This window comes from Moraxella sp. K1664, assembly GCF_039693965.1.
GTDB lineage: Bacteria > Pseudomonadota > Gammaproteobacteria > Pseudomonadales > Moraxellaceae > Moraxella.
Genome location: NZ_CP155576.1, coordinates 2113814 through 2128638, shown reverse-complemented (window position 1 = coordinate 2128638; position 14825 = coordinate 2113814). Strand labels below are relative to the sequence as shown.

Here is a 14825-nt window from a genome sequence, read left to right as displayed (position 1 = left end):
CACCCCAATGACCGACAAAAAGCCCCTAGATACCGTCAAAACGTCCACCTTTTCTCGCCAGTTAAGCATTGCCAAAACTTCCCTAAACATCGGCAAAAACTGGGCGAAAAGTGGTGTTACAGGGCTTTTTTTATCCAAAGAACAGCGAGAACTCCAAAAGCACACGCTCATGCAAGAGCAGGCGGATTATTTGGTGGCAGAGCTTGGTAAATTAAAGGGATCAGTTGTCAAGGTTGGGCAAATGCTGGCGTTATATGGCGAGCATATGCTCCCCCGTGAAGTCGTCAATGCCTTGCACACCCTAGACGCTCAGACCGCCCCACTGGCGTGGCACATCATGTATCAGACGATACGGGCGGAGCTGGGCGAGCGGATTGACGATTTTGAGATTGAGCGGACACCCATCGGCACGGCAAGCCTCGCCCAAGTCCACAAAGCCACGCACAAATATTCAGGGCGAGAAGTCGTCCTAAAAGTCCAATACCCCAATGTCGCCCAAGCCATTGATTCGGATTTGTCGTTATTTAAGCATTTATTAAAAGTAACCAATGCCGTCCCCCAAACCAAAGCCCTAGATGACTGGTTTGGCGAGATTAGGCAGTTATTACATCGGGAAGTGGATTATGTCATGGAAGCAAGCACCACCAAGCGATTTGCCGATTATCTCAAAGACGACGAGCGGTATATCGTACCGACCATTTATGACAATTATTCCACGCCCCGCCTGATTTGTATGAGTTATGAAGCAGGCATTCATTTAAATGACCCTACCCTACAATCATTAAATCAAACACGCCGTAATCACTTAGGGCAATCCGCCATTGACATTGTCATACGAGAGATTTTTGAGTGGGGCGAGATGCAAACCGACCCCAATTTTGGTAATTATTTGGTCAGGCTTGATGATACCACCCAACAAGACAAATTGGTGCTCTTAGACTTTGGGGCGATTAAACAATTTGATGACAAACTATTAACCATTGCCAAAAACCTACTCATCGCAGGTCATCATCAAGACAAAACGATGATGAAAAACGCCATGACCGGCTATGATTTTTTTGACAAATTAACGGGCAAACCCCAAGATGACGTGGCGGACGTGCTACTCATGGCGTGTGAGCCATTTGCCAACAGTGACACCGTGGACAGCGAATATCTCGATGATGACAAATATATCTGGGCAAAGAGCGACCTGTATCAGCGTGTCATGACCACCGCCAAATCAGGCATGCAGTCGCTAGAATTTAGCCTACCGCCCAAAGAGCTGATGTTTATCAGTCGCAAATTTATCGGGGCATACGCCCTACTCTCGGCATTAGACAGCCGTACGGACGCTGATGGATTGGTCAAACGCCATGTTGCAAAAAACGCTCAATGATGAGCGTTTTGTTTTTATTCAAGATTAGCAAAATGCTTTACCAAAATATCCAAACAGCGTTGCACTTTGATGGGTTGAAATTCTTTATCGGGTAGTCTTGCCACCAATGCCAAGGGCGGTAGTTCATGCCCTGCCAATACGTTTTTAAGCTCGCCACTTTGGACAAATGGCTTAGCGTCCAAGGCATTGACCTTGATGATGCCTTGGTGCGACATGGCAAGGTTTAGGGCGATTTTGGAGCTGTTGGTGCTAAGACGACTTTTTATGGCGACTGTCTCGCCTGTGGCAAAAGCTATCGTGCGATTGCCGTCTAACAAAATAAAATCCTGCTCAGCCAAATCATCAATGCTGTGGATGGGTGTATGCCTATCTAGGTAGTCGCCTGATGCCAATAGCAATTGTGGCACATGGGCAAGTAGTACGTCATTTTTGCCGTGCTCGCCCACGTCTTTGATGTCCACAAAGCCCACACAGATATCCACACGGTCGTGAGTCATGTCAAGCTCTTCGCCACGCACCATGAAGTTGAGCGACAACGATTCATTTTGTGCCAACCAATCTGCCAAAGCAGGCATGAGATACTGGCAAGCCACCTGTGGCGTGGTCGCAATGGTTAGGTTGCCCATGACTTCATCACGCAAACGACTTGCTTGATGCCAACCCATCTCGGCTGCCGTTACCATTTTTAAGGCTGACTGGTAAAATAACTCGCCCACTTCGGTGAGACTAACTCTGCGTGTCGAGCGTTGCAGTAACACCGCCCCAAGCTCATTTTCTAATGAACGAATCTGCTGACTGACCGCACTCGTGGTAATATCAAGCTCTCTGGCGGCACCACTAAATGAACCATGCTTTGCCACCGCCACAAAAACCGCCATCGCTCGCAAATTATCTAACATCATACCTAGCCCCTTATTTACCCCTACTGCAATTAACCACCTATCATCATTTATCTGACAAACTTGTAAAACAAGGACAAACCAAATGTTTAATCAGACCCGTTAGCAACCTTTGCAAGCACCTTTTAATATTTGATCACGCTTTAACTTTTTATCACGCTTTAACTTTTTCATGAGAAAATAATTATTAGCTGGCAAGCTGGCAAGCTGGCAAGCTGGCAAGCTGGCAAGCTGGCAATCATTATAACAAGAATTTTTTTATAAATCAAATATCTAACATTTAAATATTGTTATTTTTTATAAAAAATTTTATCATTTATCTTATAAAAAATATTGCTGGATTAATACCTAAAAATAGCATATAATAGCAAAATTAATTTTCAATATTTTTTATAAAAAACCATCATAAAAATCAAGTGATAATTTATTAAAAATTGTAAAAATAATCATTGATTTCTTTAATAAACTTTCTTTGATTTTATATTATGATAAGATGATTGTTTATTAAATTTATATTAATAGTTTTTTAATAAAATCTTAATAAAAATACCTAAGACAAACTGGCAAAAAACACCATCAAAATGGGAGAGAGAAGATTGGTAATAAAGCCAAAGCTGATGACTAGCGGAATGATAGAAGCCCCACCTGCCTGCGTGAGTGTTGGCAGAGTAAAGTCAAGGCTGGTCACACCCCCAAGCCCTATCGCTGCCGATGATGAATGTCGCATGACCCATGGGATAAAGATGAGTGCCAGCACTTCTCGCCCCAAGTCATTTAGCAGTGCCACACTCCCCCATACCGCCCCATAAGCGTCCGTCATGATCGTGCCTGAGAGCGAATACCAACCAAAACCCGATGACAACGCCAAGCCCTGAGCCACTGATACATCATCAAAAAGCAGGGCAAAAAGAACGCCCGAGAGCAGTGTCACCCCCATAAAAATCAAGCTGATTTGCAAGCCCCGCTTATTTAGCAGTGCTTGTTTGAGACTGACGCCTGAGCCTTTGAGTGAAACACCCACCAAAAACAACAGTAGCATGAGTAGCACCGTCGTGGTCTTCTCTGGTGGGTGCCACGTGGTAGGTAAAAACTTAGCAATAATAAAGCCCATCGCCAAACACAGGATTTGGGTCAGACTGCCATGAATGCTGACATTAGGCTTGGCGGTCGGGCTTGGCTGTGAGCGATACTGGCAAGGCGATAAGCGGTCAAAAACCACCAAAGCCATCAATCCTGAGCCGATGGTCAACGCCATGAGCACCGACAGATACAGGGCGATATTGGCAAGTTTATGCTGTAAATCATCAACCAATCCCAACTCCATGCCAATCACCACCAAGATGATGAACACCAGATAGTTAAGCCCACGCTCCGCCAAATGCGTGCTTTTTTTGCTGTTTGGCAGGGCAAAACCAACAAACATCGGGGTTAAGATAAGCAGGAGTGTGATGATACCTTGCATGGCGTGACGGTTGGTGAATGATTTTTGAAATATTAAAGAATATGAGCGTAAGATTATAACATTTTTTGATAAATAGACAAGATTTTGATTAAAATTTATTCAAAATGAATGATTGGCGTTCAATACAAGTCCAGACCATGCAATAAAAAGGACGGCAAAAACCGTCCTTGTGTATTTTGCAAATCAAGCACTTAGAGTTGATTGGTGCCAAAGGTGTCGCAGGCTTGGATATCGCCCGTCTCAAACCCTCGATAGAACCAACGCTGACGCTGGGCACTCGTGCCATGAGTAAAACTGTCAGGCACGACGTGTCCGTGCGATTTGTGTTGCAGATAATCATCGCCAATCTTCTCGGCAGCGTCTAGGGCTTCTTCGATGTCGCCCTGTTGTAAAAAGCCGGTGCGTTCATGGTTTTTCTTTGCCCACATGCCTGCAAAGCAGTCGGCTTGCAACTCTTGGCGGACGGACAGCTCATTTGCCTGTCGCTCATTGCCTTGCATTTGGGCTTTTCGCACTTCTTGAGATATTCCAAGCAGTGTCTGAACGTGATGTCCCACTTCATGAGCGATGACATAGGCTTGGGCAAAGTCGCCCACTTGGTCTTGGCGAGACAGCTCGGTACTGCCATGACGCTCACTGCCGATACCCATGTGCCGTCTCATGTCCACAAAAAACTGCGTGTCCAGATACACTTTTTGGTCGGCAGGGCAATAAAAAGGACCGCTGGCAGATGTCGCCGCCCCACACGCTGACTTGACCGAACCTGTGAACATCACCAGTTTTGGTGGCTGATAAGTACCACCGAGTTTTGTAAAAATGGGCGTCCATACGTCTTCGGTATCGGCAAGCACAGTCGCCACGAACTCACGGCTCTCGGCTTGGTCGGCAGTCTCATTAGCAGGGGCGGATTGCTGTTGAGTCGCCTGCCCTATCTGCTGAGTGACCCCCAGCGTGGTCTCAGGGCTAACCCCAAACACTTTCCATGGGACAAGGGCAAGAATGATACTGCCGATACTTAGCCCGCCTGCCTTACATGCCACCACCGCCACGACGGTCTTCGATGTTATTACTCTATCTGCGACCACGCCACTGCATAGCTCACCTATTATCATAAAAAATTAGCCTATTATAAGGCAAAATTGCAAAAAATCTGTAAGAATTTTTAAAAATTATGTATAATTAGGGTATGTCAAACATTGAGCATTGTTAGGAGCTGACATGGTTTCGCTACTTCCTTTTGAAACAGTCATTCACAACCCCAAAGACAAACCCATCGAACACGCCGTGATATGGCTTCATGGCTTAGGGGCGAACGGTCATGATTTCGTGCCTGTCGTGCCTGAGCTTGGGCTGTCTGATGAGCTTGGCGTGCGATTCATTTTTCCGCACGCCCCATCCATTCCTGTGACCGTCAATGGCGGTTATGTCATGCCTGCATGGTATGACATCTTGGAGATGAGCCTAGACAGAAAGGTGGATACCGCCCAAATCAAGGCATCCAGCGAACGTATCAATGACTTGATTGATGAGCAGGTGCGTCTCGGCATACCCAGTCAGAACATCATCATCGCAGGGTTTTCCCAAGGCGGTGCTGTTGCTTATCACAACGCCCTGACCAACAGCCGACCATTGGCAGGACTGCTTGCCTTATCCACTTATCTTGCCACCGAGCAGGAGATTGGCGAGCTTGATATTAATGCGTCCCTGCCTGTTAAAATCGACCATGGCGACTATGATGACGTCGTGCCATCAGTGCTTGGGGTCAAGGCAAGCGAAAAACTCACCGCTTTGGGTCTGTCGCCTGAATTTAAACGCTACGGCATGGCTCATCAAGTATGCATGGAGCAGATTAAAGACATTGGCAAATGGATGAATAAAGTACTTACTTCACTTTCAACTTAAAATGGCAACTTATTGATTATCTGATAGCTATTTTTCGGGTTGTGGGGGCGAATCATATTCGCCCTTGATAAATCAACCACTTAATATAAAGTTGAGAATGGGGTCTTATTTTACAAAAATGTTATCAATGATAGACACACTCTAACAAAGCCCTGTTCATACAGGGCTTTTATTTATGAGTAAGACTTATTTATTTGGTTTGTTTGGCAAATCCCTAAGCTCCCATGTTGGTGTGGATTCATAGACCTTTGGCGGGGCTTGGACTTTGGGGTTTAGACCCACCGCAATCTTATGCCAAATTGACGAATTATCATATGCTTCCCGCTCAGCAATGGCGGCTTTCTTTTTGCGTTGGATTTGGTTGTTTTGAATGACATAGACTGTGCGAGTATCGCTCGCCACCGTTTGGGCATTTTTATCCATCACGATGGCTTCTAGCGTGTACTCGCCTGCCACCAAATCAAGGGTTGGCACACTGGCGGTTAGCCCATCACCCACCACTTTGCCATTTAATAGCACAGCTGTGGTATAGCCCATCTCCAATGTTGGCGACACAGTTGCCTGCACATCAATGCTCTGGGCAGGGCGATGATAGGCACGGTCTTCGGCAGGCTCGGTGATTTGGATGTGATAAGCAAAACTCAATGTCGGCAGGGCAGAGAGTGCCATGCACATTGCTGATTTGAAAAAGGCTGATTTTGAAAAATGAGTCATCTGAATTCCAATGTTACAAATAATCTTATTTTACCCAAAAATCACCGAAAATGCACGCAAAACAAAACGGCATGAACCCAAATTCATGCCGTCTGTCTTTTTAGGGCGTACCCCAGCGATTAGCAACGATAATACATATCAAATTCTAAGGGGTGTACCGCTTCATTGATACGCTGTACTTCTTTCATTTTTAGAGCGATATAGTCGTTAATCATCTCTTTAGTAAAGACTCCACCTTTTAACAAAAAGTCATGGTCATCACGCAGGGCATTTAGTGCCACTTCTAGGTTTTCGGCAACGGTTGGGATAAGCATTTCTTCTTCGGGGGGTAGGTCATATAAGTTCTTATCAGATGCTTCACCAGGGTCGATTTTATTTTCAATGCCGTCAAGCCCTGCCATGAGCAGTGCCGAAAACGCCAAATAAGGGTTAGCAGACGGGTCGGGGAAACGTACTTCCACACGCACCGCTTTGGGGCTATTGACGTGGGGGATACGAATGGACGCCGAGCGGTTGGACGCTGAATACGCCAGTTTAATCGGGGCTTCATAATGTGGCACTAAGCGTTTATAGCTGTTGGTGCTAGGGTTGGTAATGGCATTTAAGGCACGGGCGTGCTTGATGACCCCACCGATAAAGTACAAAGCGGTCTTGGATAGTCCTGCATATTCATCGCCAGAGAACGTATTTACACCGTCTTTTGAGATAGACATATTCACATGCATACCCGACCCGTTGTCGCCAACCAAGGGCTTCGGCATAAAGGTGGCGGTTTTACCAAATTGGTTGGCGACATTTTGCACGATGTATTTAAACTGCTGTACTTCGTCCGCTTTTTTGACCAGCGTATTAAACGAGATACCGATTTCTAGCTGACTGCTCGCCACTTCATGATGATGTACTTCAATGCGACCTTCGCCCATGACTTCATCAATGCGGTCGCACATCACCGCACGCATGTCATGATAATGGTCAATGGGCGGTACGACCGCATACGCCCCTTTGACGGCAGGACGCTGACCGCTGTTGCCCCATGCATAGTCTTTGTTGGTACTCCACGCCGCCGCTTCACTGATGACGGTGTGTCTAGCCCCTGACATATCAATGTCCCATTTGACTTCATCAAAGACAAAAAATTCAGGCTCTGGCCCTATCAAGGCTTTATCGCCTAGACCTGTTGATTTTAGGTACACTTCGGCACGGCGAGCGATAGAGCGTGGGTCTTTGGCATAGCCTTGCATGGTGTCAGGCTCGATGATGTCGCACGCCACCACCACCGTTGGCACTTCAAAAAATGGGTCAAGATAGGCGGTATCAGCGTCCGGCAATAATATCATGTCCGAGCTTTCCACACCTTTCCACCCTGCCACGCTTGATGCGTCAAACATCTTACCGTCTTCTAGGGTGTCTTCGTCCACGCTGTATGCAGGAAAGGTTAGGTGCATTTCTTTGCCGTGCGTGTCGGTAAAGCGAAAATCCACCCATTTCGCCCCTGATGATTCAATCAAGTCAAGTAACTTATTCGCCATGCTCGCTCCAAATTTGTAACTTAGTTAATCGGTTAAACTGTCATAATTTACCACCGTTAGGCGGTTTATGCAAATGGTATTTTATGATAAATTAGGGCGTGCCTGCCCTTTATAACACTATTTACAATTTAGACATAATTTAGAAATAAATCAACCGTTTTTGCATGAAAAATGGCTATCCGACCACTTAACTGTGTGATTTTAAGATTTTTTACTTAATTTTTAAAATTAAGTGGTCGGATTGTTTTTCATAATAAAAAACTTGCTTGGATAAAATGATAATCAGCCTACGTTTTTCCTTGAAAAACGGGCGATTTCCCCTATTTTTCATTGCAAATACAAAAGGCAGGCACGCCCTAGATTAATTCACAAAATTAATCTGGTAAATTCATCTGCGACTGGTCAGGATTTAGCCCAAAATAAAACACAAAAGTCGCCACCACACTATTTGCCAAAATAAATGCCAAATCCAAGCTCTCATGCCCCATCACAAACCGCCCAAGCAGTGCCGATACCGCAAGCATCACCACAAAACACGCCAATAATAGCTGTATCATGGTCGGGTGCGTGAGTGTGTAATTTGTGCCCGCTTTGCGTTTGGGATTTAGGATTTTTAAATTTATCATAAATCCGATGACGTATACCGCACTACCTAATATCAAATAACCAAGAAAACCCATCTCTATTTACCTTAATTCACCTTATCCGCCCAACCGTTTGCAATGAGCCGTTTTTTGTTTTATCTCGCCATAATTAATCGCCCCCAGCTCATAACTAAAATTATCTTTATCAATCATCGTTACCGCTTGTATGATTGGGCTATTTTCTCTAAACATCTCTGTAAATAAAGCCTGCATTTCTGGTTCTTTCTCATATTCTCGCTGTTTTGATATGGCATTATAAATCATCACATGATTAATATTCCCCACATTTACTGTCAAATTCTTACCATCAAAATCCCAATTATCTTGCGTACTCATAAAGACGGATTGAATATCTACCCCTTGATAAATCTGCCGAGTTTCGCCATAACCCACCGAACGCCCATCGGCAAAGAAATGTGTCATATTTTGACTTTTGGTAACATTGCCGTCCACTTGCTCTATCAATAAATCGCATTGCCATGTTCCCACCAAATCATCTTTATGAAAAGTCGTATTGGCATAAGTCATGGTTGCCATGAGACTTATGATACTGGTGATAAATAATTTTTGCATGGTTAATATTTATTCCTATGTTTTTAATATTAAAATGACTAATATAAATTAAGCGATAATTTTTAATTTGATATAGGGCAAATTAATTCACCCCATATCAAAAACAATTAACCAATCATCAATCAATCTTTTAAATTGACATTGGCTTTATTATGCCAACGGCAATAATTCCAACTTCTCGCCCTGCTCTACCGCCTTGCGATTTTTTATGGTCGTTGCCCAGCGTATGACGTTTTGGTATTCATGTACACTCAAAAACTCAGACGCATCGTACTTGGCATAGTCATTCTCGCCAATGTACAAATTGCCTAGCACCAACGCCCCATACCACGGATAAATCGCCATGTCAGCAATGCTGTACTCGCCCGCCATATAGTCATGATCCGCCAAATGCTTGTCTAGCACATCAAGCTGGCGTTTGGTTTCCATGGCATAGCGGTTAATGGCGTACTCAATCGGCTCGGGAGCGTACGCATAAAAATGCCCAAAACCACCGCCAACAAAGGGAGCTGACCCCATTTGCCACATGAGCCACGACAGCATTTGGGCGTAGTCGGTGGGATTTTTTGGTAAAAATTTGTCAAACTTTTGAGCAAGATAAAGCAGTATCGCCCCACTTTCAAACACCGATATGGGCGTGTCGGCACTATAATCCACGAGTGCAGGAATTTTTGAATTGGGGTTGATTTCCACGAAGCCTGTGCCAAACTGCTCGCCATTCATGATATTGATTTTAAAGGCGTCATAGTCAAGTAGCCCCAACGCCTTTAACTCTTCTAAGATGATATTGACCTTAATGCCGTTGGGCGTGTTTAGGCTGTATAACTGATAAGGCTTATCGCCTTTTAGCAAGGTTTGTTCGTGTCTTGCTCCTGCGGTCGGTCGGTTGATACCGCCAAATTTTCCACCCATGTCATTGGGTGCCCAAACTTTTGGGGGTGTGTAGCTCATAACTTTACTCCAAATTAAATTTTACGTTTACAATGATTATTTTCAATATCGGTTGGAAAATCTTCATCAATGCTTTCAAAGGCGGTAATATATGTATCTTTATCAAGAAAACGAATGCGACTTATCATATCTTCTGATATCATCTGCTCGACTTCAGACCGTTTCATCACAACTATGGAATTTATCAATTCATCTCTTTCACCCAAATAATAAACACTCTCATCAAGATTGGGCATATCTACCGTATAAGACTGAACGACACCGTCATAATAAACAACCTTATCTCCCATCACACGATATTTGTAAGATGTGCTGAAACTATCAATTTGATAAAAATCATCATCAACCGCCCAGTTGTGCATAACCGAGTGTTCAGTGAATATACCGTCATCACGATATTCAATATCACTAGTATGGCGAAGATACTCATTTTCCAAGCCCTTACATTCCCATTTGCCCACCAAACTCTGCTCAAGATTTGCCATTGCTAATGTTGGTGAAAACAAAATACATGCAAGAAAATTTTTAAGCATTATTATCTCCAATTAATATACAATCAATCATTAAAACCAAACTTATTTTAAGCGTTGGCAATGCCCTTCATAACCATCTTCAAAATAATAACGGTGCTTATCTTTGCCATCAAATTCAATATAATGCCAATTATTTTCTTCAAAACTCTCAATCATCAATGCCCTACCTTCTGCATTTACTTCATCGTCAAATTTATAAAAACCACCATCAGGTAAAATAAAATAATATTGATAATAAGTGATGTCTGGATTTCTCATCAATAGCTTATTATCTTTGAGTTGCCATTGATAATTCATGATACTAAATTCTAATTCAGGCAAATGATTTACTTTTTCTTTGATTTCCATAAACTCCGTTGCCGTGCCATCGGCATGATAACGCATGAGTGCTTTTACCGAATGATATTCACTATCTGCCACGCAATGCCAATCACCCACCACATCGGGGGCAGATATACCACTATTTGCTAAGGCTGTCATGGGTAATATCATCGCCCATACCAAAAGAAATTTTTGCATAATTGTTCCTTATAAAATAAAACCAAATAAACCTTGTTTATGACACGTGGTAAATATCTGACTGTCCACATCATTCATGATAAAAGATTTTTTATTGATAAAATGAATATCAAATGCTCGTTTATTAATGCCATTATTCATCATGTCCTGCACCATTGGCAAGGATTTTTGTAAGGCGATATTTGCCTGCTCCAAATCATCTTTATTAGCATTTGGCATTCTGACGGCATAATTATGAAATTGATGATTGCCGTAATGCAGGGTCTCTTGTGCCAATGTCCATGATGATTTGGCAATGGCGGATTCTATTTGATAGGCATAATCGCTGGGCTGTCCATAATAAATGCGAATATGCTCGTGCATGGTGTGGTTTTTAAAAAATTGCAACTGACTTTCTTGTTTGATGAGTGGATTGGCGTGTTTGACATGGCATTGCCATTTGCCAATTAGGGCTTTATCACTGTCGGCATGGGGGCTGTATGACGGATTGGCAACACTCATCATCGGCAGTATCATGCACAGACTTAGACTGGCACTCATCATGCATCTAGACATAGCCAATTTCCTTTAAAAACTGATATAATTCATCGGCAAATTTGGCATACCCTGCCCCATTGGCGTGGATTTGGTCGGATTTGAGCTTGTCGTCCGATAGGATATTTGACCATGCTTTTTCAAGTAACGGCACATTCATCTCGTCCGCCACGTCTTTATAAACAGGGTTGTCGCTTGCCTTACCAAACAACGCACTGGCGGACAAATGTGGCTCTGCAATCAGCACCACAGGGATATTTTTGTCTTGTAGAGTCTTGATAATGCTTACCAAATTGGCACGGGTTTCGCTCGCATTTACTCGCCTTAGCACGTCATTACCGCCAATGCCTAGTAGTACCAATTTGGGATTTTCGCTAATCACGCTGTCCATGCGGTTTAACACGTCTTTGGTCGTATCGCCATTGACCCCCATATTGATGATGTTCCAGCCTGTTTTTTGGGCAAGGATAACAGGATAGCTTTGGGATTTGTCCGCCCCATAGCCAAAGGTAAGACTGTCGCCCAATGCCACCACCCTACTGCCTTGGGCAAGTTTGGCGACTTTGGGCGTCTCACTACACGCCATCGCTAGAACGATGGGCGAAATGACAAGGATCTTTAAAAATAATCGGCGATTGGTCATAAGTTTTTACTTAACTAAAAATAATTTTTACTTAACTAAAAATAAACAGTATTGCAAATGCAGTCATAATTTTCAAGTGTAATTTTGTAGCAATTTATAAAAACAAATGCTAAAATAATAAAAAAGGAACAAATCAATGAAATTAAAAACAAAAACTTCCATTATTGCAATGATTGCTTTAATAACGTCATCAATCATTGGCTATGCTTATTATTATAATCCAGAAAAGGTCATTGTCAGAACTTTTTGCCAAAATATTGATGACAATATCATTACTTTAAAAATAGAGAACAGTCAAAGTTGTCAATCCTATTTTTATAATGATGGTTGGCTATCAAAATATCGGCGTAACGCATTAAAAAAGGTATTTTTATCTGATGATTTTCGTATTGTCAGCACCTTTGAAGTCAAAGAGCAAACGCTCGGCAGTTTAACTTTTATCCATACCAAAAGCGAATATCGTTTTTCATCAGATATTTCATCACAATCCACAACCCTATTAAATCACATCACACAACAAGAAGTTAAGACGACAGAACTTATCAATCCAAACTATGAACCCGCCATTAAAATCCAAATCAAAGAACAATTTAAAGAAAAAATTATTGGCTATCAAAATTTGGAAGGTGCTAGCGATTGGCACGGATTACCAAAAAATAATAACGAATTAGAATTATGGCTAAATGATAAAAACATTAACGACATTTACCAAACAGGTTTTTTAAATGCGGATTTAACCTTAACATATTGTGCCAATAGTGGCGGTGGGCGTGATGATACTTTTCAAGACTGTATTTCTATTGTTGCCAAAGAATATTTAGTTGATGGCATTTTAAAGTAACAAAAAGGACGAAAATTTCCGTCCTTTTTGTATTAAAACTTCACCCAATCAAAGTAAAATCTTTCTTGGATCAGCCAAAAGTTTGGCAATATAGCGAGTAAACACCGCCGCATCTGCTCCGTTAATCGTACGGTGGTCGTATGACAACGATAGCGGTAGCATAAGACGTGGTTCAAACTCTTTGCCGTTCCAACGTGGCTGATAGGTAGATTCAGAAATCCCCAAAATCGCCACTTGTGGGTGATTGACAAGCGGTGTGAAGTAAGTACCGCCCATGTTGCCTTGGCTTGAAATGGTGAATGACGCACCTTGCAAGTCTTTGGCAGACAGTTTCTTGTCACGGGCTTTTTTGGCAAGCTCGCCAATCTCAATGGCAAGCTGGCGAATGCCTTTGGCTTGGGCATCACGAATCACAGGCACAATCAAGCCGTCATCGGTCGCAACCGCAATACCCATATTCACCGATTTACGGATAATCATTTGGGTGTTGTCATCCGACACATGGCTGTTGAATTTGGGGTGCTGAGTCAGAGCATACGCAACCGCCTTAACAATAAACGCCAAAATGGTCAAGCCCACGCCTTGTGCCTTAAACTCGGCTTTTAGCTCGTTACGCATGGCTTCGGTGTCGGTAATGTCCGCCAAATCAAACTGCGTAACCTGTGGCAGTAGCGTGTTTAGGTTAAGCTGTGGGATAGAGACTTTTTGCAGGCGGGATAGGTCTTGGACTTCAATCTCACCCCAAATCTCAAGGTTCCCCATGTCAGGCAGTAGTGGCAGGCTAATCGCCGAACCGCTTGCCATGTTGGCAGTAGGCTTGGTGCTGGCGGTGCTGATGACCGACTTGACATAGCCAAACAAGTCTTCTTTTAGGATACGACCGTGTGGGGCAGTCCCCTTAACAAGGCTAATATCCACACCCAATTCACGAGCCAACTTACGCACGGCAGGTCCTGCGTGAGCGTCTTTGGCACGAGCGTTGACTTCCGCTTCTGGCAGTTTGGCACTATTTGCAGGGGTGGACGTTTGGGCAGGAGCTTGGGCTTTTGGTGCTTCTGTCTTAGGCGTATCAGCTTTAACTTCTGCTTTGGTTTCGCTTGGAGCGGACGCGGCAGGGGCAGAACCGCCTTTAATGGTAATAAAGGCTTGACCGTTGGTTACGGTGTCGCCAGCATTTACCAAAATTGCCTCGACCACGCCGTCAAGTGGGGCTGGCACTTCCACAGATGCTTTGTCAGACTCAACAAGTAACAAAGATTGACCTTCTGTTACGCTGTCGCCAACCTTGACAAGCACTTCGGCAACTTCGGCACTATCCACACCCAAGTCAGGTAGGTTATGCGTTTGGCTTGCACCGCCTGAAACGGCACTTGGGACTGGCTCGGATTTTGACTCTTCGGCTTTTGGAGCTTGTGGCTCTTCTTTTGGTTCTTGTGGGGCTTCTTGAACTTCGGCTTTTGAAGTAGAGTCAGATTGACCTGCTTCTACCTCAAAAAGGGCTGTACCCTCAGAAATGCTATCGCCAACTTTTACCAAAACAGCGGTTACGGTACCGCCCACAGGGGACGGCACTTCTACGGATGCTTTATCAGATTCTGCCAAAATTAGGCTGTCATTTTCAGAGATAACATCTCCAACTTTAACAAGCACTTCTGCCACTTCGGCACTGTCTACACCCAAATCGGGGGCTTTAATTTGCATGA

General features: G+C 43.7%; 15 protein-coding genes and 1 pseudogene. 3 read left to right on the top strand and 13 right to left on the bottom strand.

What is annotated here, in order from left to right; all coding sequences use genetic code 11:
- The first annotated feature begins 7 nt into the window (after positions 1 to 7).
- Positions 8 to 1378, top strand: coding sequence for an AarF/ABC1/UbiB kinase family protein (locus AAHK14_RS10485; protein ID WP_065254928.1), 1371 nt, complete (start codon positions 8 to 10; stop codon positions 1376 to 1378).
- A 14-nt stretch (positions 1379 to 1392) separates the two neighbouring features.
- Here AAHK14_RS10485 and AAHK14_RS10480 read toward each other — a convergent pair whose 3' ends face one another.
- The 3 genes and pseudogenes from AAHK14_RS10480 to AAHK14_RS10470 all read right to left on the bottom strand — a co-directional run bounded on the left by AAHK14_RS10480 (position 1393) and on the right by AAHK14_RS10470 (position 4801).
- Positions 1393 to 2280, bottom strand: a complete 888-nt coding sequence (locus tag AAHK14_RS10480) for a LysR family transcriptional regulator (protein ID WP_083108390.1) — start codon at positions 2278 to 2280, stop codon at positions 1393 to 1395.
- 547 nt (positions 2281 to 2827) lie between these two features.
- Positions 2828 to 3739 (bottom strand): lysine exporter LysO family protein, encoded by a 912-nt coding sequence (locus AAHK14_RS10475; RefSeq protein ID WP_065256329.1) that lies wholly within the window; start codon positions 3737 to 3739, stop codon positions 2828 to 2830.
- 191 nt (positions 3740 to 3930) lie between these two features.
- Positions 3931 to 4801, bottom strand: a pseudogene (locus AAHK14_RS10470) (neutral zinc metallopeptidase).
- A gap of 156 nt (positions 4802 to 4957) precedes the next feature.
- Between AAHK14_RS10470 and AAHK14_RS10465 the strand changes: the two are divergent.
- Complete coding sequence (locus AAHK14_RS10465) at positions 4958 to 5641, top strand: carboxylesterase (protein ID WP_062498034.1); 684 nt, start codon at positions 4958 to 4960, stop codon at positions 5639 to 5641.
- 186 nt (positions 5642 to 5827) lie between these two features.
- On the opposite strand, the gene AAHK14_RS10460 is transcribed toward AAHK14_RS10465, so the two are convergent.
- From AAHK14_RS10460 to AAHK14_RS10420, 9 genes are all read right to left on the bottom strand, one after another.
- Positions 5828 to 6355 carry a hypothetical protein gene (locus AAHK14_RS10460; RefSeq protein ID WP_062498036.1) on the bottom strand — a complete coding sequence of 176 codons (528 nt, stop codon included), beginning with the start codon at positions 6353 to 6355 and terminating at the stop codon, positions 5828 to 5830.
- Between the two features lie 119 nt (positions 6356 to 6474).
- Positions 6475 to 7884, bottom strand: a complete 1410-nt coding sequence (glnA, locus tag AAHK14_RS10455) for a type I glutamate--ammonia ligase (protein ID WP_065256330.1) — start codon at positions 7882 to 7884, stop codon at positions 6475 to 6477.
- Positions 7885 to 8258: 374 nt separating this feature from the next.
- Entirely contained in the window at positions 8259 to 8564 is a 306-nt protein-coding gene (locus AAHK14_RS10450; RefSeq protein ID WP_062498046.1) for a hypothetical protein, read from the bottom strand.
- Positions 8565 to 8585: 21 nt separating this feature from the next.
- On the bottom strand, positions 8586 to 9101 hold the full coding sequence (locus AAHK14_RS10445) for a hypothetical protein (RefSeq protein ID WP_065256331.1): 516 nt from the start codon (positions 9099 to 9101) through the stop codon (positions 8586 to 8588).
- A gap of 150 nt (positions 9102 to 9251) precedes the next feature.
- The gene (gene yghU / locus AAHK14_RS10440; RefSeq protein ID WP_065256332.1) at positions 9252 to 10052 is read right to left on the bottom strand and encodes a glutathione-dependent disulfide-bond oxidoreductase; all 801 of its coding nucleotides are present in this window, start codon (positions 10050 to 10052) and stop codon (positions 9252 to 9254) included.
- Between the two features lie 14 nt (positions 10053 to 10066).
- A complete protein-coding gene (locus tag AAHK14_RS10435; RefSeq protein ID WP_065256333.1) occupies positions 10067 to 10585 on the bottom strand; it encodes a hypothetical protein in 519 nt (172 codons plus the stop codon).
- A gap of 42 nt (positions 10586 to 10627) precedes the next feature.
- Positions 10628 to 11104 (bottom strand): hypothetical protein, encoded by a 477-nt coding sequence (locus tag AAHK14_RS10430; protein WP_065256334.1) that lies wholly within the window; start codon positions 11102 to 11104, stop codon positions 10628 to 10630.
- Positions 11105 to 11113: 9 nt separating this feature from the next.
- Positions 11114 to 11659 carry a hypothetical protein gene (locus tag AAHK14_RS10425; RefSeq protein WP_156065157.1) on the bottom strand — a complete coding sequence of 182 codons (546 nt, stop codon included), beginning with the start codon at positions 11657 to 11659 and terminating at the stop codon, positions 11114 to 11116.
- The gene (locus AAHK14_RS10420) at positions 11652 to 12281 is read right to left on the bottom strand and encodes a GDSL-type esterase/lipase family protein (RefSeq protein WP_065256336.1); all 630 of its coding nucleotides are present in this window, start codon (positions 12279 to 12281) and stop codon (positions 11652 to 11654) included. Before AAHK14_RS10420 ends, AAHK14_RS10425 begins: the two co-directional genes overlap by 8 nt.
- A gap of 136 nt (positions 12282 to 12417) precedes the next feature.
- Here AAHK14_RS10420 and AAHK14_RS10415 point away from each other — a divergent pair, with 136 nt between their 5' ends.
- Positions 12418 to 13122 (top strand): hypothetical protein, encoded by a 705-nt coding sequence (locus AAHK14_RS10415; protein ID WP_065256337.1) that lies wholly within the window; start codon positions 12418 to 12420, stop codon positions 13120 to 13122.
- Positions 13123 to 13170: 48 nt separating this feature from the next.
- Here AAHK14_RS10415 and AAHK14_RS10410 read toward each other — a convergent pair whose 3' ends face one another.
- Entirely contained in the window at positions 13171 to 14823 is a 1653-nt protein-coding gene (locus AAHK14_RS10410; protein WP_065256338.1) for a dihydrolipoyllysine-residue acetyltransferase, read from the bottom strand.
- Positions 14824 to 14825: the final 2 nt, after the last annotated feature.